Origin of the sequence: Amycolatopsis circi, assembly GCF_003385235.1 — a bacterium.
GTDB classification, from domain to species: Bacteria; Actinomycetota; Actinomycetes; order Mycobacteriales; family Pseudonocardiaceae; genus Amycolatopsis; species Amycolatopsis circi.
In genome coordinates, this window is the sequence record NZ_PQIA01000022.1 from 1 (window position 1) to 20,990 (window position 20,990).

Genomic DNA, 20,990 nt, shown 5'->3' on the forward strand with positions numbered 1-20,990 from the left:
CCCCGGTCTTCCAGCGCGACCGACGACGGAACCGCCGCCGACAACAGCGGGGCCAGCGCGGGCCACACCTCCGCACCGCGGCGCAGCGCGAGCAGGACTTCGTGCCGCGCGTCCTGGCTGCCGGTGCGCCACAGCTCTTCCGCGTCGACCAGCGGCTCGGTCCCGCCGTGCACCTGGACGACCGCGCGGAACCGGCCGTCCGCCAGGTCGTCGGATTCGATCCGCAGCGACACCCGCAGCGCGGGCTGCACCCCGGCGACGTCGCCGAGAAACCGCATCAGCAACGGGTACGGCTCCGGCAGCCGCGCCGGATCGTCCGGGATCGGCGTCGCGTGGGCGCGGGGCGGCATCGCGTCGGCAAGGCGGCGCAGCCACGTTTCCTCGGCCGGGTCGAGCGGTCCGGTCCACCCGGCCGAGACGAGCCGTTCCGCGGCTTCGGCGGCCAGCGCCCAGAACCGCGCCGACGGATCCGCGAGCGACCGCAGCACCGGCACCGCCTCCGCGGTCGGCAACCGCAGCGCGGGCACCGTGCGCACCCCGCCGGCCAGCACGACCTCGACCGTGCCGGGCGCCCCGGGACCGTCCGGCTCCGCCCCGTCCGGTCTCCAGAACACGATCCGTCCCGGCTCCACCACTGCTGAATTCAGTGCTCCGCCCTCCCCTGGCTGGCCTCTCCGGGATAGTCTACCGGAAAACTCTGTACTGCGTACAAGGAGCGAAATGGGCACGGAGGACCCGGACGGTCCGCGGCGGGCCATCGAACTGCTGTGGGGCGTGTCCGGTCCCCCGCGCCGCGGCCCGAGACCGAAGCTGTCGGTCGAGCACGTGGTGGCGGCCGGGATCCGGGTCGCGGACGAGGACGGGCTGGACGCGGTCACCATGCGCCGGATCGCCGACGAGCTGGGCGTGGCGACGATGTCGCTCTACACCTACGTGCCCGGCCGCGACGAGCTGCTGGAGCTGATGCTCGACCACGCGCACGGCGAACTCCCCGGCGAACTGCCGGAAGGCTGGCGGGCCGGGCTCGCCGCCGTCGCCGAGGACCTGTGGCGGCTCTACCACCGGCACCCGTGGCTGCTGGAGATCCGCGTCGGCCGTCCGACGCTGGGGCCGCACACCTTCGCCAAATACGAGCGCGAGCTGGCCGCGATGGACGAACTCGACCTCGACGACGTCCAGCTCGACGCGATCGTCAGCCTGGTCAACGGACTGGTCGCCGGCGCGGCGCGCGGATCGGTGGACGCGACCCGCGCCGCGCGGCGCAGCGGGATGACCGACTTCGACTGGTGGAACCGCTCCGCGCCGGTGCTCGCCGAGATCCCGGCGGCGGACCCGGTCCACTTCCCACGCGCGAGCCGGGTCGGCACCACCGCGGGGCAGGCCTACGGCGGCTCTTCGGATCCCGAACACCACTTCCGGTTCGGGCTCGGCCGCATCCTCGACGGGATCGGGCAGCTCGCCGGAGCCTGAGCGCGCGAAATTGTCGGGGTCCCGGTTTACCGTGCGAAGGGTGTCGGCGGAACTCGCCGCCGACGAGCACGGGGAGGGAGTACGAGGTGACCGGGCAGCAGGACGCGGTCGGCACCGCCGTCGCGCAGGCGTTCCGCGACGAGTGGGGCTCCGTCGTGGCCACGCTCATCCGCGTCACCGGAGACTGGGACCTGGCCGAGGAATGCGCGCAGGACGCGTTCGCGCTGGCCGTGCGCACCTGGCCGCGCGACGGCGTTCCCGACCGCCCCGGAGCGTGGCTCACTACCGCCGCCCGCAACCGGGCTGTCGACCGGCTCCGGCGCGCGGCCGTGGGAGCGGAGAAACTCCGGGAGGCCGCGAGCCTGGCCGTCCCGGACGAACCCGTGACTGTCCACAGTGGAGTAAGCGGAGTCGACGGAGCCGGTGGAGTAAGCGGAGTCGAGGACGACCGGCTCCGGCTCATTTTCACCTGCTGCCACCCGTCGCTCGCGTTCGAAGCACAGGTCGCGCTCGCGCTGCGCACGCTCGTCGGGCTCAGCACCGCGGAGATCGCCCGCGCGTTCCTGGTGTCCGAATCGACGATGTCGCAGCGCCTCGTCCGGGTGAAACGCAAGATCCGCGCCGCCGGGATCCCGTATCGCGTGCCGCCCGCGCACCTGCTGCCCGAGCGCACCGCGGCGGTGCTCGGCGTGCTGTACCTGTTGTTCAACGAGGGCTATTCGGCCAGCGAAGGCGACGACCTCCAGCGTCCCAACCTGGCCGTCGAAGCCATCCGGCTGGCCCGGCTGCTGTGCACCTTGCTGCCGGACGAACCGGAGGCCGCCGGCCTGCTCGCGCTGCTCCTGCTGCAGCACGCCCGCCGCAGCACGCGAAACGGGCCGGACGGCGAACTGATCCCGCTCGACGAACAAGACCGGAGCCGGTGGGACACCGCGGCGATCACCGAAGGCACCACGCTGCTGGAGGGAGCGCTGCGGCAGCGCAGTCCCGGGCCGTACCAGGTGCAGGCCGCGATCGCCGCGTGCCATGCGACCGCCGCGCGCGCCGAGGACACCGACTGGAGACAGATCGCCGGACTCTACCTCGAACTGCACCGGTTCCGGCCGGGCCCGGTGGTCGAACTCAACCGCGCGGTCGCGGTCGGGATGGCCGCGGGACCGGAAGCCGGACTCGCCCTCGCCGACCGGCTGACCGAAGACCTGGCGGGCTACCACCTGCTGCCCGCCACCCGCGCGGACTTCCTCCGCCGGCTCGGCCGCGACGAAGAAGCCCAGGTCGCGTACACCGAGGCGCTCGCGTTGGCGCGCACCGGAGCCGAACGCAGCTACCTCCGGAGACGACTTTCGGAAATTTCTTCGCCGGAGGTGTCTGTCTCCGCGCCGTCCGTTCGTCGGGAAGGCAAACCAGCCCGAACCCCGGAAGGACAGCCGTGATCACCAAAACCCTTCGCGTGCCCGGCGCGGAACTCCACTACGACCTCGCAGGCTCCGGACCGCTGCTGCTCCTCGTGCCCGGCGGCCCCGCGGACGCCACCGCCTTCACCGCGCTGCGCCCGTTCCTCGTCGGCCGCTACACCGTCGTCACCTTCGACCCGCGCGGCATCTCGCGCAGCCGCACCACCGATCTCGACGACGACCTGGTCGGCCAGCACGCCGAGGACGTCCAGCGGCTGCTCGCCGAACTGGACGCCGGGCCGGTCTCGGTGCTGGCCAACAGCGGCGGCGCGATCACCATGCTCGAACACGCCGCCCGGTACCCCGGCGCGGTGCGGACGCTCGTCGCGCACGAACCGCCGGTCAGCCGGTACCTCGGCGATCTGCTGGCCGATTTCCCGGACATCCCGGCGATCTACCGGGAGCAGGGCGTGGACGCGGCCGTGGGCGCGTTCATGGCCGCCAGCGGTTTCGAGATCCCGCCGCCGCCCGAGCACCCGACCGCCGAGGAAATCGAGCAGGGCAAGCAGATGCGCGGCAACTTCGAGGTGTTCTTCGGCAAGCTGATGGCCGCCATCGGAGCCTGGGAGCCCGATCTCGAAGCGCTCGCCGCCGCGGACACCCGGATCGTCGTCGCGGTCGGCGACGCGATCGGCACCCCGGCCTACGAGGCAGGCGTCGGGCTGGCCCGCGCGCTCGGCGGCGAACCCGTCCGGTTCCCGGGAGACCACGCGGGCTTCGCCGCCGAACCCGAGGCATTCGCCGCCCGCCTCGCCGAAACCCTCAACGAGGAGAACCCATGCGCTATCTCTTGATGATCGCCGGATCCGAGGAGCCGACCGCGGAGCAGCTCGCGATCGGCTGCGGCGGCTGGTCCGAAGACCTGGCGGCCCGCGGCATCCTCGTCGGCGGAGGGGGCCTGCACCCGCCCGCGACAGCGACCACGGTGCGCGTGCGCGACGGCGACGTCCTGCTCAGCGACGGGCCGTTCGCCGAGACCAAGGACCAGATCGGCGGCTACGCTGTGCTCGAATGCGCCGATCTCGACGAGGCCGTCGAACACGCGTCCCGCCATCCGGCCGCCGCCTACGGGACCATCGAAGTACGCCCGCTCCTCGGCTGATGCCCGCCGCCCATTCCGGAAGGAACCCCATGCCCGCCATTGTGGACAGAAACGAACAGCGCTACGCCGGATACCGCGCGACGGTCGGATTCGACGGCATGGCCGAGGTCGCGCACCGGATCGCCGCGATCGTCGGCGCGCTCGCCGAACGCGGCCTCGAACCCGCCTGTGCGCCGTTCTTCCGCTACCTGGTGCTCGGCACGGACATGGAGACCGTCACCGTCGAGGTCGGCGTCCCGGTCACGGACGCCGTCGACCTCGGCGACGAGTACTTCAACGACGTCCTGCCCGCCGGGAAATACGCCCAGGCCACCCACCACGGTCCGCCGAGCGGCCTCTTCGCCGCCACCGCCGACCTGCTCGCCTGGGGCGAAAAAGAGGACGTGCGCTGGGACCGCACCGTCGAGCCCGACGGCGAGCACTGGGCCGCCCGGCTCGAGATCTACCGGACGAACCCGCAGATCGAGCCGGACGCGAACAACTGGGACACCGACCTCTGCTTCCGGCTCGCGGACTGAGCGGCCGGTGGCCCGGAGTCACGCGCTCCGGGTCACCAAAGCGCCCACGAGACACCCGAACCCGGCCGCGGACGCCACTGTCCGCACCGTGTTCCACCGCACCCACGGATCCTCGAACTGGGCCCGCAGCGCGGCGAAGTCGACCGTGTCCGCGGCGAGGGCGTTGTTCATCGGCACGTTGATCGCACCGGTCACGATCACCATCGCCACCAGAAGCACCGCACCCGCGACGAGCCACGGCAACCCGCCTTTCACCCCGCCCGTGAAGTGCAGGACCACGGCCGCGACCGCGAGCAGCGGCGCGCCCAGGAACGACAGCAGGAACCAGCCGTTCACGATGGCGTCGTTGATCCGGCGCATCGCGGTCACGAACGTGTGGTCGTCGGCATGGGCGAGACCGGGCATCACCGACACCGTGTACGCGTAGAACAACCCCGCGATCAGCCCCGCCGCGACCACTGCCGCCACCAGAACCGCCTTGGAAACGATCACCATCGGCTTGCCTTCCGTTTTGTCCCCCAGCACGCCCCCAGTCAATCCAAAGATCGCGAGACGATCCATCGGTTATCCGCTCGGAACCATGCGCGATCGTCTCAGCAGGAGGCCTCCATGCCGCACACCCTTCCGAACGGCGTCACGCTCGGCGCCGAGCACTTCGGCGACCCGGCCGCGCCACTCGTCCTGCTCGCCGGCGGACCCACGATGCTGTCCTGGCCGGACGCCCTGTGCGAAGCACTCGCCCAAGGCGGACGGCACGTCGTGCGCTACGACCTCCGCGACGCAGGCGCCTCGGCCACGGTGGACCCGGACGCCCCCGCCTACACGCTGCGCGACCTCGCCGCCGACGCCGCGGCCCTCGCCCGCGATCTCGACGACCGGCCCGCGCACCTGGCCGGGATCGGAGTCAGCGGGATGGTCGCCCAGGTCGCCGCCCTCGACCACCCGGCCGCGTTCTCCGCCCTCACGCTGTACGGGACCCGCCCCGTCGCGCCGGGTCCGGTCGACCCCGACCTGCCCGATCACGACGCGAAGACCATGCGCGAAGTCTTCGCGCTGCCGATGCCGGACTGGTCGGACCGAGCCGCCGTCGCCGAACGCGCCGCCGCCAGCGCCGCCGTCCTCGGCAATGATCCGGACGAGGCCCGATCCGTCGCCGCCCGCATCTTCGACCGCGCGCCCAGCACGGAGCCGGTCGTGCAGCTGGCCAATCAGCTGGGCATGGTGTTCTCGAAACTCGACTGCACGCCGCGCTGGCGCGAACGCCTGCCGGAACTCGCGCTCCCGACTGTGGTGTTGCACGGCCGCCGGGACGCGTTCTTCCCGGTCGGCAACGGCGAAGCTCTCGCCCGCGAGATCCCGGGAGCGCGATTGGTCGTCCTGGAGGATGCCGCGAGCGCGATTCCGGACTCTGCCGCCGAGGAGGTGGCCGCCGCGATGCTCGCTTGAACGGTTGTCGGCGCTCAGGTGCAAGCCGGGCCGTCCTTCGGAGCGGGATCGCTTGTGCGGCAAGGGCTTCCTCGAACAGTGGGCTATCGCTGGGATCGCTCGCTAACGGCGAGGCGGTGGACTCCGGCGAGTCGACCGCGGAATCCTGCTTTCACCGCACCGTCGCATCGCTGCGGCAGGGCATCCCGCACCGCCGGGCTTTCCCTTGCCGCAGCGCTATTCGGCGTCCGCACCTGGGGCGGCGACGCGGACGGCCCGACGGTGCTGCTGACCGGCACCTACCCGACCGTCGGCGAGGTCTCGCGCCGATTGCTCGCCGCGGTGCCGAGCGTGGTCACCGCACGCGCCGGGACCACGCCTGATCCGCTCGTTACGATGCTCGCCGACGAGATCGAGCGCGACGTCCCCGGACAGGAGGCCGTCCTGGACCGGCTGCTGGACCTCCTGCTCGTCCGCGTCCTGCGGGAATGGCTCGACCGCCCGGCCGCGCCCGCTTGGTACCGCGCGCACGGCGACCCGGTGGCCGGACAAGCCCTGCGCCTGCTGCAGGACCGGCCCGAGCACCCGTGGACCGTCGCCGGTCTGGCCAGCGCGACCGGCGTTTCCCGCGCCGCGCTCGCCCGCCGGTTCACCGACGCCGTCGGCGAGCCGCCGATGACCTACCTCGCCACCTGGCGGCTCGCCCTCGCCGCCGACCTCCTGCGGCAGCACCCCGACGCGACTCTTACCGCGATCGCCCGGCAGGTCGGCTACCGCAGCCCCTTCACGCTGAGCACCGCGTTCAAACGGGAGTACGGGCGCAGTCCGCAGCACTACCGCTTGCGCGAACCTGCCTGAGCGTCCGGCTGAGCGCGGTGCCCCGCACGAGCGGTCAGTCCTCCTCGCCGGACATCTTCGCGAACAGATGCCGCACTTTCTCCGCCGCGCCGTCGGACAGGAACAGCTCCAGGTTGTCCGCCGACATCTGCGCCGCCGGTTCGGCGCGGTCGAACATCGCCTCCTCGAACTTCCGCACGTCGCCGCCCTGAGCGAGAACCAGGGCAAGTTCGGCGCCGTCGCGCATGGTGAGGTTCGCGCCCTGTCCGGCGAACGGCGACATCAGGTGCGCCGCGTCGCCGAGCAGTGTCACGCCCGGTGTGTGTTCCCAGCGCAATCCGATCGGCAACGCGGTCAGCGGATACACCAGCACCGGCCCGGACGTCGCGTCCAGCAACGCCAGGAACTCCGTCGGCCACGCGGCGTACAGCTCCTTCAGCGCGACGCGTGCGCGAGCCGGGTCGTCGAAGGGAATCCCCGACGTCTCCGGCCAGTCCTCGGCGCAGCGGAGGGCCAAGTGGACGCGGATCGTGCCGTCTCCGTTGCGCTGCGCGGAAAGCGTCTGATGATCCCCGATCGCGGAAAAGCCGCCTCGTCCGACGAGCGCTGACGCTGTCGGGTGCGCACGGTCCGCGTCGTGGATGACCAGCTCCATCCCGTGCGCGCCGCAATACGCCGGTTCCGCGTCGGTGAGCAGCGGGCGGATTCTCGACCGGGCTCCGTCCGCGCCGACGAGGAAATCGCACTCCAGGCTTTCCCCGCCGGACAGGTGGACGCGATGCCGTCCGTCGCCGAGCGGCTCCGCGCGAGTCACCGCGTGTCCCCAATGGACACTGCTCTCCGGAAGCGCGTCGAGCAGCAGTTTCCGCAGCGCCGGCCGGTCCGCCTCGGGACGGCCCCAGCGCGCTTCGCCTTCGTCCGGAGTGATTTCCTGCCGCAGCAGGGTTCCCGCGGAGTCGTAGAGGACCATGTCCTGGCCCTCCGGCCGCGCGATCGCGCGGTAACCGGCCTCCAGACCGGCCTCGCGCAGCGCCCACTGGCCCTCGTCGACCGTCAGGTCCAGCGTGCCGCCCTGCACCCGGGCTTCCGGGCCGGCGTCGCGTTCGCAGACCACGGCGTCGACGCCGTGCGCCTTCAGCACCCGCGCGCAGGTGAGCCCGCCGAGCCCGCCCCCGGCGATGACGATCCGCATGATGACATCCCCTCGATACACTGTATTGAATAGATACACCGTATCGGAACCGCCCCGGTACTGTCACCCGAAAAGGAGCGAGCATGGACGAACTGGTGTGGGAACGGCCCGAACCGCCGGCGCGCGCGGCGCCGGCGCCGCTGAGCCGCGCCCGCATCGTCGAGACCGCCTGCGCGCTGGCCGACGAAGGCGGGCTGGAAGCGGTGTCGCTGCGCAAAGTCGCGGCCGCGCTCGGCTCTGGTCCGATGCGGCTGTACGGCTACCTCGACACCAAAGAGGAACTGCTCGACCTGATGACCGACGCCGTCTACGGCGAGATCCCGCTGCCGGACCCGGACACCGAAGGCCCCGCCGCCCTCCGCGCGCTCGCCCACGGCTGCCGCGCGGCCGTCCAGCGGCACGAGTGGTTCGCGGACCTGATCGGCGGACGCCCCGGGCTCGGACCGAACGCGCTCGCGTACCTGGAGGCGTCGCTCGCCGCCGCGGCCGGTCCGGGCCCGATCGAGGACGCCATGATCACGGTGTTCACCGTGCACTCCTACGTGACCGGCGCGGTGCGCAGCGAGATCCGCGAACGCCGTCTCATCAGCGACACCGGCCTCGACGAGGAAGCCTGGCACCGCGCCGCCAGCCCGTACCTCAAGCGAATGTTCGACTCCGGCCGCTACCCCACCCTCCTCCGCACCGCGCGCGACGCCGTCCACCCGGATGGCGACGCCGTCTTCGCCGCCGGCCTCGACCGGGTGCTCTCCGGACTCTCCCTCGGCTAGTTACCGCTTAAGCGGCAAGATGGGCGCATGGACACCACCGCGCTGGGGCCGACCACCCGCGTGATGCACGCGATGGAACGGCTCTGGGCCGAGATCCGCCGACGGCACGCGGACGTTCCCGAAGCGATCCTCGTGCTGGCGTCGGGAACGATGGGCACCGCCACCGAGATCCACGGCCACTTCGCCCGGTCCCGCTGGCACGTCGGCGACGGCGTCGAACCTCGCGCCGAGTTCTTCCTCGGCGCGGAAGGCCTGCGGCGCGGTCCCGCCGAGATCCTCTCCACGACGCTGCACGAGGCCGCGCACGGACTCGCCGCCACGCGCGACATCGTCGACGTCAGCGACGGCCGCTACCACAACAAACGATTCGCCGCGCTCGCCGCCGAACTCGGCCTGCGAGCCGAACAGGCGGACCGGATCGGCTGGTCCGCGACCACGGCGCTCCCCGCGACTCTCGAGGCGTACCAAGAAGAACTCTCCCGGCTCGAAGCCGCGCTGACCGTGTGGCGGCACACCGAGCAGGAGGTCGCGCGACGCGCGGTCGCGGCCCCGCCGGACGATCCGCAAGGACCGGACGAGGTGGCCGAACCGCCCGCGCCGCCGGTGGTGATCGCCCCGGTCGACGGCCGCGGCGCGCACCGCGGCGGACCGAACTACGTCGCGGCGATCTGCCGCTGCGAACCGCCCCGCCGGATCCGCGCGGCCCGGTCGATCCTGGAACTGGGGCCGATCAGCTGCACGTTGTGCTCCGAACCGTTCATCGAGGCTTGACCGCTGCCGCGGCGATCAGCAGTGCTTGCACTTTGCCATCACTTGGGGCTACGGTCTCGACCGCACCGCGAGCGGAAGGAGCCGCCATGTTGAGACGGGCAGCGGAGGGCGTGCTGGTCCACCAGAGCGAACTGCTCGAGAACAACGCGGTCGTCGTGCAGGGCGGGACCGGGGTGCTGCTCGTCGACCCCGGGCTCACCGGCGGCGAACTGGCGTGCCTCGCCGACGATCTGCGCGAACTCGGACAGCCCGTCGTGGCAGGCTTCGCGACGCATCCGGACTGGGATCACGCGCTCTGGCACGCCGAACTCGGCGACGTGCCCCGCTACGGCACCGCCCATTGCGCGGCCTACCTGCGGGATCTGCTCTCGGACGCGGATTGGGAAACCCGCCTCGCCGAGGGCTTGCCGCCGGAGATCGCCGACGACGTGCCGCTGGGCCTTTTCGGCCGCGTCACCGGTCTGCCCGCCGGAACCGCGTACCTCCCCTGGGACGGCCCTCGTATCCGGATCATCGAACATCCGGCTCACGCTCCGGGCCACGCCGCGCTGCTCATCGAGGAACGCGGGGTGCTCGTCGCCGGGGACATGCTGTCCGACGTCTTGGTCCCGATGTTCGACGACACCGCCGACCCGGTCGAGGACTACCTCACCGGATTGCGGTTGCTCGAAGCCGCAGCGGCCAACGTCGAGATCCTCGTCCCCGGCCACGGATCCGTCGGAACCGATCAGACGCGTGCGCGAATCAGCCTGGACCGCGCGTATGTGCTGGCCTTGCGCGACGGCCGCGAGCCGGACGACCCGCGGATCGGTCCGTCGGCCAAGCCCGGCTGGGAGTGGGTCCGGGACCTGCACGAAGGACAAGCCCGAAAGATTGCCAGGACAAGCGGCTGACGATCAGCCGAGCCAGCCGCGATGCAGCGCCGGAGCCAGTTCGTGCGCGGCCGAGTCCCGGATCGCGTTCTCGTCGTGGAGATAGCCCTCGGTGGTCGACAACGCGGAGTGCCCGAGGTCGCGCTGCACCTGGCGCGGCGGGACCCCTCGCTCGATCGCGTGCGTCGCGTAGGAGTGGCGCGCCGAATGCGGGTGGATGGTGTCGCACAACGGCTGCAGGTGCGTCGCGACGAACCGGGCCTCGGCGGTGTCGAGCACTTCCCGCAGCCGCACGGTCTTGGGCTCCTGGCAGAACGTCGCGCACAACCGCCGCAGCAACGCCGTCACGTGCGAAACGTGCACGCGCGCGCCGGTGCTGGTGACGAACAGCGGCTCCGCCCGTTTCGCGCCGACCTGCCCGCGCAGCGCCGGGACCTGCGGCGTGACCCGGTCCGCCAGGTAGGCGTCGAGCGCGTCCGCCACCGGTGCGGCCAGCGCGACTTCGCGGTCCTTGGATCCCTTGCCGTGCACGCGAAGCACGCCGATGCCGCCCGCGGTCGGACGCCGGTAGTCGCCCAGATCGACGCCGACGAGTTCCTCCGCGCGCACCCCGGTGCCGATCAGGATCTCGACCATCGCCCGGTCGCGCAGGCCGTTCCGGCTGTGCTCGACCAGCAGCCACGCCGCCAGCAGCAACGCCCGGCACGCGTCGAACGACCACCGCGCCGTTTGCGACGGGACGCCGGAAGGCCGGTTGAGATGCTGCGCGCGCCGGTCCACCAGCGCCGCGGGATTGTGCCCGGCAAGGCCTTCCCGCAGCAGGTACTTGCGATAGAACGCGGACACCGCCGACAGCATCCGGCCGCGCGTCGCGTCGCGGTACCCGGCCTGCGCCAGCTCGTCCAGCCACTGCTCGACGTGCTCCACCCGGACGTCGGCGAACGAGGCGAACCCGTTGCGCAGGCACCACGGCAGCCATGCGAGCGCGTCCGGATCGGTCCGTCGCGCCCGGCCGCGGCGGCGTCCCGGGTCCGGCGGCTGATAGCCGGGCACCCAGTCGAGCGGGATGCCGAGATCGGTCGCGTACGCGACGCGGGTGTTGAGCGAGGCGTACACGCGCAGGAACTCGGCGAACCGCTCCCGCGCGTCCTTGCCCGCTCCCCCGGCATCGGTGAGCGCCAGCGTCATGCGCGCCCGCCCGGATACAGCGCGGCGACCCCGGCGAGCACGAGATCGATCCCGGCGAGGAACTGCTCCCGGTCGTCGTGCTCGCGCATCTGGCCCGCCATCGCCCGGGTGATCTCGTACTCCTCGGGATCCAGGTCGTCCCACGCTTCCGCCGTCGCGGCAAGGAATTCGGCCCGGTCCGCGTCCGGTTCGGCGACCTGGCTGTTCGCCGCGTTCTGCCCGGCCGCGCCCAGGACGTAGTGCATCAGCACCGACGTCGCGGTGAACCAGTGCTCCTCGGGCACGCCGAGCGCGCGGACCCGGCGGCCGAGGCTTTCGAGGATCCGCGGCGTCACCGGCCCGCCCGGGCTGCGGGACAACTGCAGCAGAAGCTGCGCGGCCAGCCACGGATGCGCGTCGATCGCCGAAAACAGCCCGAGCGCGACCGCGTGCACCTCTTCGCGCGGCGAACCGGCGCACTCCGCCGCCAAGGCGTCCGCCACCACCGCGTCGGTCGCGGCGGCGAGCAGCTCACCCTTGTTCGCGACGTGCCAGTAGATCGCCCCGGGCCCGGTCGCGAGCCGCTCGGTGAGCACCCGGAACGTCAGGCCGTTCTCTCCGGCCGCGTCCAGCAGTTCCACCGCAGCCTCGACAATGCGCTCCCGAGAGAGCGCCTCCGTGCGCCGCTGTGCCCGGCGCGTCCCCGTAGCCATGCGCCCATCTTGACACATCTGGAGTGCCGTTCCAATATGGAATGGCGTACCAGAACTCTCGCTTTGAAGGAGCCGTGTCATGAACACACCCGTCACGATCGTCGGCGCCGGGCTCGGCGGTCTCACGCTCGCCCGCGTCCTGCACGTCCACGGGATCCCCGCCGCGGTCTACGAAGCCGAACCCTCCCCGACCTCGCGCGCTCAGGGCGGCCTGCTCGACATCCACGACTACAACGGTCAGCTCGCTGTCGACGCCGCCGGGCTGTCCGCCGAATTCCGCACCTTGATCCTGGAAGGGAGACAAGAACTCCGGTTGTTGAGCCCGGACGGGACGGTGCTGTTCAAACAACCCGACGACGGCACCGGCGGCCGACCCGAAGTCCACCGCGGCGAGCTGCGGCAGCTGCTCATCGACTCGCTGCCGGAGGGCACTGTCCACTGGGGACACAAGGTCAGCGGCGCGCGAGCCTTGGCGCAGGGCTACGAGGTCGCTTTCGCCGACGGAAGCACGGTCACCGCGAACCTGCTGGTCGGCGCGGACGGAGCCTGGTCGAAGGTGCGGCCGCTGCTGACCTCGGCGAAGCCGGAGTACACCGGCACGGCATCCGTCGAGACCTTCGTCCACGACTCCGACCGCCGGTTCCCTGCCACGGCGGAAGCAGTCGGCGGCGGGATGCTGCTGGCGCTCGCGCCCGGCCACGGCATCACGGCACACCGCGAGCGAGACGGAATCCTGCACGCCTACATCGGGCTCGCCCGGTCGCTGGACTGGTTCGACGGCATCGGCTTCGCCGACCCAGCCGCCGCGACCGCCCGCATCGCGGCGGAGTTCGAGGACTGGTCGACCGCGCTGACCACGCTGATCACCGAAAGCGACACCGCGCCGCGCTTGCGGCCGCACTACGGCCTGCCGATCGGGCACCGGTGGGAGCGGGTGCCGGGCGTGACCCTGATCGGCGACGCCGCGCACCTCGCCCCGCCGAACGGCGAAGGCGCGAACCTGGCCATGCTCGACGGCGCCGAACTCGGAATCGCGCTCGCCGCCCGACCCGACGACGTCGAGGCCGCGCTCGCCGAGTACGAGCAGGCGATGTTCCCGCGCGGCGAGGAAACCGCCGCCGAGGGCGCGCACCTGCAACGGCAGATGTTCGGTCCCGACGCACCGCACGGCCTGCTCGCCGAGTTCGTCGCCGGGACCTAGGCCTGCCCGGTCAGGTCCGTGAGGGAATCAGCGGTCCGTGAAGGGCTCCTTGAGGGAATTAGATTCCCTCAAGGAGCCCTTCACGGACCGAAACTCGCCCGCAGCGACGCGGACAGCGCGCGGGCCTCGTGCTCGGTCTCGTGCGGCACGCCGTTGACCCGCCGCTGCGTCAGCCGGGCGATCCGGCGTCCTCCGAGCCAGATCGGCGTGGCTTTGGCTCATTCGGCCCCGGCGCGCGTTCCTGCGTCGGCACCGCTCCGGTCAACCTGCAGCTGCGCACGCTCTTCGGCTGCTTGCGGGACAACGGGACCACGTTGACTCTGGCTGGCTGCCCGGGCTGGGAAGACACCGCGACCCTGCGCGGGCTGACCTCACGCAGACGATCACGGCTGGGCGGGCGCCTTCAGCGGTCCATGACGCGGCGATTTCGCCGCAGCCGCCAACATCCCGGCAGCGACGGCCGCGGAGCCGACACCGAACAGCGGCGCGAGCGGCAACGGCAGCACGCCCACCGCCAGCGAACCGAGCCCGAATCCGCACGCTTGTACGGTGAACGACAGCGAAAACCCTGCCGACCGGCGATTCTTCGGCAGCAGCCGCTGAAGGTTGACCGAGGTCGCGGCCACCAACGGCCCGGTACACCCGCCGATCACCGTCAGCGAGCCCACCAGTCCGGGCCAGCCCAGGTCCGCGGCGAGCGCGAGCCCGCCGGCGGCCAGACCGGCGAGGAACAGCCGCGGGTCGCCCGTCTTCCCTCGCCACGCACAGAGTGCGCTGCCCGCGATACTGGCCCCGCTCAGCACCCCGATCACCACCGGCGCGGCCGCATCGGGCGCGCCGAGGCGATGGACCAGAGGCAACGGCGCCACCTCGATCGTCGACAGCAGCAGCCCGACGGTGAACGCACAGCACAGCCACGGGAGGTAGATGGTCAGCGGCGGGACATCCTCGGCGACCTCGGCCCGTTGGTGCGCCCTCACGCGGCGCGGGACCAGGACCGCGGCCAGCAGGCATACTGCGGTCATGGCGGCCAGCGGCAGCAGCGGTCCGGCCAGAGCGAGCAGGGCAACCAGCACCGGCCCGCCGACCAGGGCGCATTCGAGGATGACCGCGTCGACCGACACGGCCCTCGGCAGCAGTTCGTCGTCGACCGTGTCGGCCAACAGCGTCCGAAAACCGCCGGACGACGCGCCCGCCGCAGCGCCGGGCAACACCACGAGCACGAGCAGCACGGCGTTCGGCATGCGCATAGCGGCAGCACCGGTGAGCAGGGCGAATCCGGTGGCGGCCAGCAGCAGCAAGGCGGTCAGGCCGCGTGCCGCGCCGACGCGGTCCAGCCACCGCGCCAGCGGGACCGCACCGGCCATCTCGGCGCCGACGTAGACCGACATCAGGACGCCGCCGAGCCGATACGACCCGGAGGCGGCCGTGGTCAGCAGCGTGAACGCGAGCGGCGCCATGGTCGTCGGCAGCCGGGCGAACTGGACGCCCGCCGACCAGCGCCAGTACGCCCGATGAGTGAACAACGACATGCGAATACGCTCGCTGGACCCCCTGATACGGCATAGTGATTCGGGTGCAACCGAATGTTGTGAGCCGGTCGTGATCGAGCTGGCCATGACCGCGGCGGGCAGCCAACGCATCCGGTTCGCGATCTCGCCGCTGGAGGAAGTGCTCGGCGCGGTGCAGACCCTGCTGGGCGTCCGCGGACATCCGATCCACCTGCCGTGGGTGTCCAGCGCTCCCGCCCTCGACGACCTCGGCGTCCCCGAGCTGGCAGCGGTGCTGAGCGCCCGGCACTACATCACAGAGTTCTTGAGCCCTCCGCCGGACGGCCCGGAAACGACCGCGGAAACACAGCTCGACACCGTTCGCGCCACCCCGCCACGCCAGGTCGCACTGGAACTGGCGATGGTCGACGCCGACCTGAGCGGCCTGCCCGACGACCCGGCGACCGCACGGGATCTGCTTGCCGACCAACTCGAGACCGTCTGGAACGCGCTGCTCGCGCCGGCTTGGCCCACGCTGCGCGAACTGCTCGCCGCCGACATCGCACACCGGACGAGACTGCTCGGCGAGGGCGGGCTCGCCAAAGCGCTGGCCGAACTGCACCCGCAGGTACGACTGGCCGAAACGTCCATCCTCGTCGACGTCCAATCCCGGGAACGGCTGGACATCGACGCACGCGGGCTGCTGCTCATCCCGGCGGTGTTCGCGTGGCCGAACGTCGGGGTGGTGACCGTGCCGCCGTGGCAGCCTGCCCTGCTGTATCCCGCCCGCGGCGTCGCGTCGCTGTGGGCTCCGCCGACGGAACCTCCGGATCCGCTGACCAACCTCATCGGCCGGACCCGCGCACTCCTGCTTGCCCGGTTGGACCAGCCCTCGCCAACCGTCGACCTCGCCCAGCAACTGCGCCTCGCGCCAGCAACCGTGTCCGCGCACCTGACCACATTGCGCGCAGCCGGACTGCTGACCAGCGACCGCAACCGGCACCGCGTGCTCTACCGCCGCACCGCCCTGGGCGACGCGCTGCTTCAGACCAGGTCGCCTCAGTAACGTGGTTCGAGCCGCAGGTCTCGGACGTCGGGCCTGACCGTCCAGTCACCGAAAACCGGACCAGGCACTACGCGCCGCCCATGCTTCGCTGCCGGAGCCGACCTTTCGCCGGAACTCATCGAGTGCCTCGGATCCACCCCGACGCTCCGAGGCACGTCAGACTGAGACGGGTCGTCACCCCCCGGCTTCCACCCCGAGACGCCTGGCCTACCCGTGGCCCACCCTCGAGCATTCTGCAGCAGCGCTGGTTGACGACCGTCCGCCTAGGTGCCCGATGCGGTCGTTGCGGTGCCGCCGTCGACCGGGACGATGGCGCCCGTCAGGTACGACCCGGCCCGGCTGGCGAGAAACACGGCGACGCCTGCCATGTCGTCGTCGCGGCCGAGCCTGCGCAGCGGGGCCTTCGCCGCGATCGTGTCGCCGATGGCGTCGATCGTGTCCGCCATCATCTGCGACGGGAACACTCCCGGGGCTACCGCGTTCACCGTGATGTGCTGTGGGCCCAGTTCCCGGGCAAGGACCCTGGTGAGTTGATGGAGCGCCGCTTTGCTGCTGGCGTACGAGTAGTTGGGCGCCTCGGCGACGTGGACGGCGGCGATACTGCCGATGTTGATGATGCGCGCGGGATCGTCGGCGGCACCCGCCCTGCGCAGCGCGGGCAGCAGCGCCTGCACCAGCCAGAACGGCGACTTGAGGTTGAGGTCGAGCACCGCGTCCCAGGCCTCGGCCGGGAACGTCTCCAACGGCTCGCGCCACATCGCTCCCGCGTTGTTGACGAGGATGTCCAGCCGTTCCGAGCGGGCCGTGACCAGATCAGCGAGGCGCTGACACTCGTCGTGCCTCGACAGATCGGCGGGGAATGCCTGCACGTCGCCGAATTCGGACAGCAGACGCTGAGCCTCCGCGCACGCGTCTGCCTTGCGTGAGCAGACAATGACGCGGGCGCCAGCCTGCAGCAAGCCGCGCGCGATCATCATCCCGATGCCCCTGGTGCCGCCAGTGACAAGTGCGTGCTTCCCGCTCAGATCGAACAGGTCAGAGTGTGTGGTGAACTGGTTGTCCGCCATTGGTCTTCGGTCCTTTTGTCGTGGAAGCAGGTGCTGACGCGGTCGCGCGTGCACTGACTGGGGCAAAGCTGCCGCGCAAGTGTCGGCGCTCAGGGTGCCGACTTGATCAGGTTGACAGGCGTCTTCGAAGGCTGGGAGACCCTGGCGATACAGGTACTCCGAGAGCCACCCTTGGCTGACCAGCTGGCTCAAACCCCGCCCGCACAAGAGTTTTCTTGCTTGCGGCAAGCGGGTCTCGTTTGCGGTTGACATGCCCTTCATGACTCCGGAATTCCACGGCGCCGTGAGTCCTGCGGTGGCGGGCGCGAGGTCTCGTTCGGTGCCGGGCGCGTAGTTGTTGGGCAGGTCGTCTCGCTGCGATCGCCGCGTGGTGGTGCAGGACCACAGTCCTCCGGCGGCTCCCCAAGCAGTCTGGACCGGAACTATATTAATAATCTCAGTTATCAATATGGTTGATCGGTGTCGGCTGTCGTCACAGGTTCACATTACGAATCCAATACCTCATGTTTGAGTATTGATACTCAAACTGTAGAGTGTCTTCCACCTGCGGAAAGGGGCATCGATGGAGACGGGCGGACCGCCGATTCGGCGTGGGAGCCGGGAGGAGCGGCGGGAGGCGACCGTGCGCGCGCTGGCCGCCGGAGACGAGGCGGGGTGTGCGTACTGCGGTCAGCCGCTGCCGCCCATCCCCCGGCAGGGCGGGCGGCCGACTCCGTACTGCCCGGCTGATCCGGAGCGGTACGGCAAGTGGGGCGCGAAGGTCGTCACGTGCGCGATGCTCGACGAGCAGCGCGAGATCTGGGTGACCGTCTACGGCCCCGACCAGCCGATGACCCTCCTCGACACCCAGGCGCTCGACGAGCAGCTCGGCTCGGCGCTGTCGGCACTCGATCCGCTGCACGCGGAGCTGTCCGCGTTGCGCACGCACGTCACCGACCAGACCGCGGCCGCGCTCAAAGCGCGGGAAGAGGCCGAGGCTGCCCGCGACGAGGCGGTGGAACAGGCGCGAGTGGCGAACGCGGAGCGCGCGCACGCAGTAGCCGCGGCCGAGGAGGCGCGCGAGGCTGAGGCAGAGGCCAAAAGGCAGTCCGAAGTGGACCGAACCGAGCGGGACAGTGCGCTCTCAGACGCTTCTGCGGCAAGGAAAGCGCAGGAAGCTGCGCTGGCTGTCCGCGATGAGGCTGAGAACAACCGCCAGCGTGCGCTCGAACAGGCCGCGGCTGCGCACGACCGGGTCACGGCGTTGCAGCGCGAAATCTCCGCGTTGCGGGCGACGGCGGTCGAGGATCTGGAACAGGCCCGCCGAGACGCAGCGGAAGCGCAGCAGGAACTACGGACGTCCCTGACTGCCGAGCACGAAAGCCGGTTGCGCGACCAGGAACGGCGGCTCCGCGAGCAGGCCGCGGAGGCGGACGAGCGAGTGCGCGGTGTCCAACTGGCGGCCGATCAGCGGGTGGCCGAGTCCGCGGCGCAGTTGAGCCAGGCGACCAAGGTGTACGCCGAAACGCTGGCACCGCTGCACGCTGAGCTGGGCGAACTGCGCGCTCGCGTCAGCGCGCAGCAGGCGGAGTTGGACGAGTTGCACCAGCTTCGAGAGGCCGAGAAAGCCGCGGAAGCGGAGCGGGCGGAAGAATAGATCGGGCGTGGTGGCTGCGCGTTGAGGCAGCCACCACGCCCGTGAAGGTTGTGGTTGAATAGCTTCAGTCGCTGGATCTTCCCGGCGCACTGACCTCGCCTGCGGTGCTTTTCCTGGCCCGCATCGGCGCGCTCCCTCTGGTGAGCACTTCAACGATCCCGGCCCGTCAGGTCGTCCCACAGCCATGCCCAAGAACGGAGCAGAACCATGCCCACCGAACGCATCACCAACGGCGCCGAACGAGCGCTCCTCGAGAACACGCTCGACCGCAACCGCGAAGCCCTGGTCGAGACCCTCCGCGGCCTGTCCGAAGCCGACGCCCGGCGGCACCTCGTCGCGTCGCTGTCGACGCCGATTTCCGTGGTCAAGCACGCCGCCGCGGCGGAACGGATTTGGTTTCAACGGTTCTGGGCGGGACTCGACGAGTCCGAATGCGACGGATACTCCAAGCGCGACATCGGCACCTTCACCGTCACCGACGACGAGACCGTCGCCGACGTGATCGCCGAGTACGAGCGCGCCAGCCGGCGGTCGCGGGAGATCGCGGCGCGCTTCGAACTCGACGACACCAAGGAATTCCCGGGCGAGGGAACCGTCAGCATGCGCTGGACGCTGCTCGCGATGATCCAGGAATTCGCCCGGCACGCGGGACACGGCGACATCCTCCGCGAGCAGATCGACCAGCCTCTCCCCTGACTCCCGGGCTACCGGTGTTTGGCCAGGAACGGCAGGAGCGCGTCGGCCATCTCGTCGGGCACTTCCTCGGCGAGGTCGTGTCCGGCGTCGAAAACGCGGCCGGTGACGTCGTCGGCCATGATCCGCATCTGGGACTCGGCGCGCTCGCCGATGAACGCCGATCCGCCGAGCGCCAGGACCGGGATGTCCAGTTTCCGTTGCGACGCTTGCCGATTCTGCTCGGCGTCGACGAGCATCGACCGGTAGATCGCGAGCATCGCGCGGATGCCGCCGGGCATCGAGTAGCAGCGCACGTACTCCTCGATCGCGTCCGGAGTCGCGCTGTCGGGACGGCTGCGCTCGAACTTGATCAGGTACGTGATCAGCTCGCGTTCGCGGCCGGCGATGAGCATTTCGGGGACGTCCGGCTGGAAGTAGAAGCCGAGGTGCCACAGATGCATCCCGCTGGCGACGTTCTCGGCGGTCAGCGCGGTGTGGTCCTCGAAGCCGAACCCGGGGAACAGCGCCTCGGCGAACACCAGCGACGTGACGCGGTCCCGGTGGCGGGCGGCGAGCTGGTAGCCGATCACCGCTCCCCAATCCTCGCCGACGACGGCGTAGTTCTCGTGGCCGAGGCTGGTCATCAGCTCGGCGACGTCGTCGCTCATCGTCGCGGAGTCGTATCCGTCGGCGGGGCGGGCGGAATCGCCGAGGCCGCGCAGGTCCGGGACGACGACGGTGTAGTGCGGCGTGAGCTTCGGGACGAGATGCCGCCAGTGGTAACCGGTTTTGGGGACGCCGTGCAGCAGCACCACCGCGGGGCCGGATCCGGCGGTCCGGTAGTGCAGGCTCGTTCCGTTGACCGCGGCGCGGCCGGTGCGGAGTGGGGTTCTGTCGTGGTCGAGCATCGTTCTCTTTCTTGAGCGATCGATCCAGATTGAGGGCGGCAAAACTCAGTCGAGAACGGCCAGGGCTACCTCCACGAGGGGTTCGAGGACGCGGACGTCCGGGGTGATCTTCGCGGTGACCAGAAGTCCATTGAGGAACGTGACCAGAAAAGCGGCCAGCGTAGATGGATCGTGCCGTGCCGCGATCTCGCCGCGCTCGGCCGCGACGCGCAGCACCTCGGTGATCGCTTCCTGGCTGGCTTCCTGCATGTCCCGCACGGTGCGCCGGGTCGCCGTGTCCCCCGGCAGGCGCTCGCAGACGGCGTTGACCGCGAGGCAGCCTCGGCCGTCGCCTGCCGCGGCGATCCGGATCCGCTCGACCAGCAGCGTCCGCATCGCGGAACGGGCGTCGGCGCCGTTTTCCAGGCTTTCCAGGGCGGTTGCCGCGAGGGTGGTGCGGTAGTGCTCCAAAGCGGCTCGGTACAGGCCGTCCTTGTCGCCGAACGCGGCATACAGCGAGCCCTGCCCGATGCCCAGGTGCTGGGTCAGATCTCGTACCGAGGTCGCCTCGTAGCCGCGCGACCAGAACAGCTCCATCGCACGGCCCACCGCTGCCTCGGTGTCGAACTCGCGGGTGCGGACCATGGCCCCCACCCTACGCCTTTCTGGATCGTCCG

General features: G+C 70.9%; 21 protein-coding genes and 2 pseudogenes. 14 read left to right on the forward strand and 9 right to left on the reverse strand.

The genetic code is table 11. The annotated features are described in order from the left end of the window. A pseudogene (locus D0D37_RS11880) lies at positions 1 to 614 on the reverse strand (ATP-dependent helicase); the annotation flags it as partial. Positions 615 to 720: 106 nt separating this feature from the next. Between D0D37_RS11880 and D0D37_RS11885 the strand changes: the two are divergent. The 5 genes from D0D37_RS11885 (at position 721) to D0D37_RS11905 (ending at position 4,544) form a co-directional block, all read left to right on the forward strand. Further along, the gene (locus D0D37_RS11885; RefSeq protein ID WP_116200567.1) at positions 721 to 1,470 is read left to right on the forward strand and encodes a TetR/AcrR family transcriptional regulator; all 750 of its coding nucleotides are present in this window, start codon (positions 721 to 723) and stop codon (positions 1,468 to 1,470) included. 86 nt (positions 1,471 to 1,556) lie between these two features. After that, the gene (locus D0D37_RS11890) at positions 1,557 to 2,903 is read left to right on the forward strand and encodes an RNA polymerase sigma factor (protein ID WP_116200568.1); all 1,347 of its coding nucleotides are present in this window, start codon (positions 1,557 to 1,559) and stop codon (positions 2,901 to 2,903) included. Continuing rightward, entirely contained in the window at positions 2,900 to 3,718 is an 819-nt protein-coding gene (locus D0D37_RS11895; RefSeq protein WP_116200569.1) for an alpha/beta fold hydrolase, read from the forward strand. The genes D0D37_RS11890 and D0D37_RS11895 overlap by 4 nt, the downstream gene beginning before the upstream one ends. Continuing rightward, on the forward strand, positions 3,703 to 4,026 hold the full coding sequence (locus D0D37_RS11900) for a YciI family protein (protein WP_116200570.1): 324 nt from the start codon (positions 3,703 to 3,705) through the stop codon (positions 4,024 to 4,026). The genes D0D37_RS11895 and D0D37_RS11900 overlap by 16 nt, the downstream gene beginning before the upstream one ends. A 29-nt stretch (positions 4,027 to 4,055) precedes the next feature. After that, positions 4,056 to 4,544: a GyrI-like domain-containing protein gene (locus D0D37_RS11905; RefSeq protein ID WP_116200571.1), complete on the forward strand. Its 489-nt coding sequence runs from the start codon at positions 4,056 to 4,058 to the stop codon at positions 4,542 to 4,544. A gap of 18 nt (positions 4,545 to 4,562) precedes the next feature. Here the strand turns inward: D0D37_RS11905 and D0D37_RS11910 are convergent, their stop codons facing one another. Next, positions 4,563 to 5,039, reverse strand: coding sequence for an anthrone oxygenase family protein (locus tag D0D37_RS11910; RefSeq protein WP_116200637.1), 477 nt, complete (start codon positions 5,037 to 5,039; stop codon positions 4,563 to 4,565). A 114-nt stretch (positions 5,040 to 5,153) separates the two neighbouring features. On the opposite strand from D0D37_RS11910, the gene D0D37_RS11915 reads away from it, so the two are divergent. After that, positions 5,154 to 5,990, forward strand: coding sequence for an alpha/beta fold hydrolase (locus tag D0D37_RS11915; RefSeq protein ID WP_116200572.1), 837 nt, complete (start codon positions 5,154 to 5,156; stop codon positions 5,988 to 5,990). A gap of 126 nt (positions 5,991 to 6,116) precedes the next feature. Beyond that, a pseudogene (locus D0D37_RS11920) lies at positions 6,117 to 6,827 on the forward strand (helix-turn-helix transcriptional regulator); the annotation flags it as partial. Between the two features lie 34 nt (positions 6,828 to 6,861). On the opposite strand, the gene D0D37_RS11925 reads toward D0D37_RS11920, so the two are convergent. After that, positions 6,862 to 7,998, reverse strand: a complete 1,137-nt coding sequence (locus tag D0D37_RS11925) for an FAD-dependent oxidoreductase (protein ID WP_116200573.1) — start codon at positions 7,996 to 7,998, stop codon at positions 6,862 to 6,864. Between the two features lie 83 nt (positions 7,999 to 8,081). Between D0D37_RS11925 and D0D37_RS11930 the strand changes: the two genes are divergently transcribed. The 3 genes from D0D37_RS11930 (at position 8,082) to D0D37_RS11940 (ending at position 10,432) form a co-directional block, all read left to right on the forward strand. Further along, positions 8,082 to 8,768, forward strand: coding sequence for a TetR/AcrR family transcriptional regulator (locus tag D0D37_RS11930; RefSeq protein WP_116200574.1), 687 nt, complete (start codon positions 8,082 to 8,084; stop codon positions 8,766 to 8,768). A 27-nt stretch (positions 8,769 to 8,795) separates the two neighbouring features. Then, complete coding sequence (locus D0D37_RS11935) at positions 8,796 to 9,539, forward strand: hypothetical protein (protein WP_116200575.1); 744 nt, start codon at positions 8,796 to 8,798, stop codon at positions 9,537 to 9,539. 86 nt (positions 9,540 to 9,625) lie between these two features. After that, entirely contained in the window at positions 9,626 to 10,432 is an 807-nt protein-coding gene (locus D0D37_RS11940; RefSeq protein ID WP_116200576.1) for an MBL fold metallo-hydrolase, read from the forward strand. A gap of 3 nt (positions 10,433 to 10,435) precedes the next feature. On the opposite strand, the gene D0D37_RS11945 is transcribed toward D0D37_RS11940, so the two are convergent. Beyond that, positions 10,436 to 11,599, reverse strand: coding sequence for a tyrosine-type recombinase/integrase (locus D0D37_RS11945; protein WP_116200577.1), 1,164 nt, complete (start codon positions 11,597 to 11,599; stop codon positions 10,436 to 10,438). Next, entirely contained in the window at positions 11,596 to 12,291 is a 696-nt protein-coding gene (locus tag D0D37_RS11950) for a TetR/AcrR family transcriptional regulator (RefSeq protein WP_116200578.1), read from the reverse strand. The genes D0D37_RS11945 and D0D37_RS11950 overlap by 4 nt, the downstream gene beginning before the upstream one ends. A 79-nt stretch (positions 12,292 to 12,370) precedes the next feature. Between D0D37_RS11950 and D0D37_RS11955 the strand changes: the two genes are divergently transcribed. Continuing rightward, a complete protein-coding gene (locus D0D37_RS11955; protein WP_116200579.1) occupies positions 12,371 to 13,492 on the forward strand; it encodes an FAD-dependent oxidoreductase in 1,122 nt (373 codons plus the stop codon). Positions 13,493 to 13,875: 383 nt separating this feature from the next. Here D0D37_RS11955 and D0D37_RS11960 read toward each other — a convergent pair whose 3' ends face one another. Beyond that, positions 13,876 to 15,024, reverse strand: coding sequence for an MFS transporter (locus D0D37_RS11960; protein ID WP_116200580.1), 1,149 nt, complete (start codon positions 15,022 to 15,024; stop codon positions 13,876 to 13,878). A gap of 70 nt (positions 15,025 to 15,094) precedes the next feature. Here D0D37_RS11960 and D0D37_RS11965 point away from each other — a divergent pair, with 70 nt between their 5' ends. Further along, positions 15,095 to 16,048, forward strand: a complete 954-nt coding sequence (locus D0D37_RS11965; RefSeq protein ID WP_208719912.1) for an ArsR/SmtB family transcription factor — start codon at positions 15,095 to 15,097, stop codon at positions 16,046 to 16,048. 263 nt (positions 16,049 to 16,311) lie between these two features. Here the strand turns inward: D0D37_RS11965 and D0D37_RS11970 are convergent, their stop codons facing one another. Continuing rightward, positions 16,312 to 17,115, reverse strand: a complete 804-nt coding sequence (locus tag D0D37_RS11970) for an SDR family oxidoreductase (RefSeq protein ID WP_116200582.1) — start codon at positions 17,113 to 17,115, stop codon at positions 16,312 to 16,314. A 562-nt stretch (positions 17,116 to 17,677) separates the two neighbouring features. Here D0D37_RS11970 and D0D37_RS11975 point away from each other — a divergent pair. Both D0D37_RS11975 and D0D37_RS11980 read left to right on the forward strand, forming a co-directional pair. Next, complete coding sequence (locus D0D37_RS11975; protein ID WP_116200583.1) at positions 17,678 to 18,751, forward strand: hypothetical protein; 1,074 nt, start codon at positions 17,678 to 17,680, stop codon at positions 18,749 to 18,751. Between the two features lie 207 nt (positions 18,752 to 18,958). After that, positions 18,959 to 19,447: a DinB family protein gene (locus D0D37_RS11980; protein WP_116200584.1), complete on the forward strand. Its 489-nt coding sequence runs from the start codon at positions 18,959 to 18,961 to the stop codon at positions 19,445 to 19,447. 8 nt (positions 19,448 to 19,455) lie between these two features. Here D0D37_RS11980 and D0D37_RS11985 read toward each other — a convergent pair whose 3' ends face one another. Together D0D37_RS11985 and D0D37_RS11990 are read right to left on the reverse strand one after the other, a co-directional pair. Beyond that, positions 19,456 to 20,334: an alpha/beta fold hydrolase gene (locus tag D0D37_RS11985; protein ID WP_116200585.1), complete on the reverse strand. Its 879-nt coding sequence runs from the start codon at positions 20,332 to 20,334 to the stop codon at positions 19,456 to 19,458. A 45-nt stretch (positions 20,335 to 20,379) separates the two neighbouring features. Then, complete coding sequence (locus D0D37_RS11990) at positions 20,380 to 20,958, reverse strand: TetR/AcrR family transcriptional regulator (protein WP_116200586.1); 579 nt, start codon at positions 20,956 to 20,958, stop codon at positions 20,380 to 20,382. Between the last annotated feature and the right edge of the window lie 32 nt (positions 20,959 to 20,990).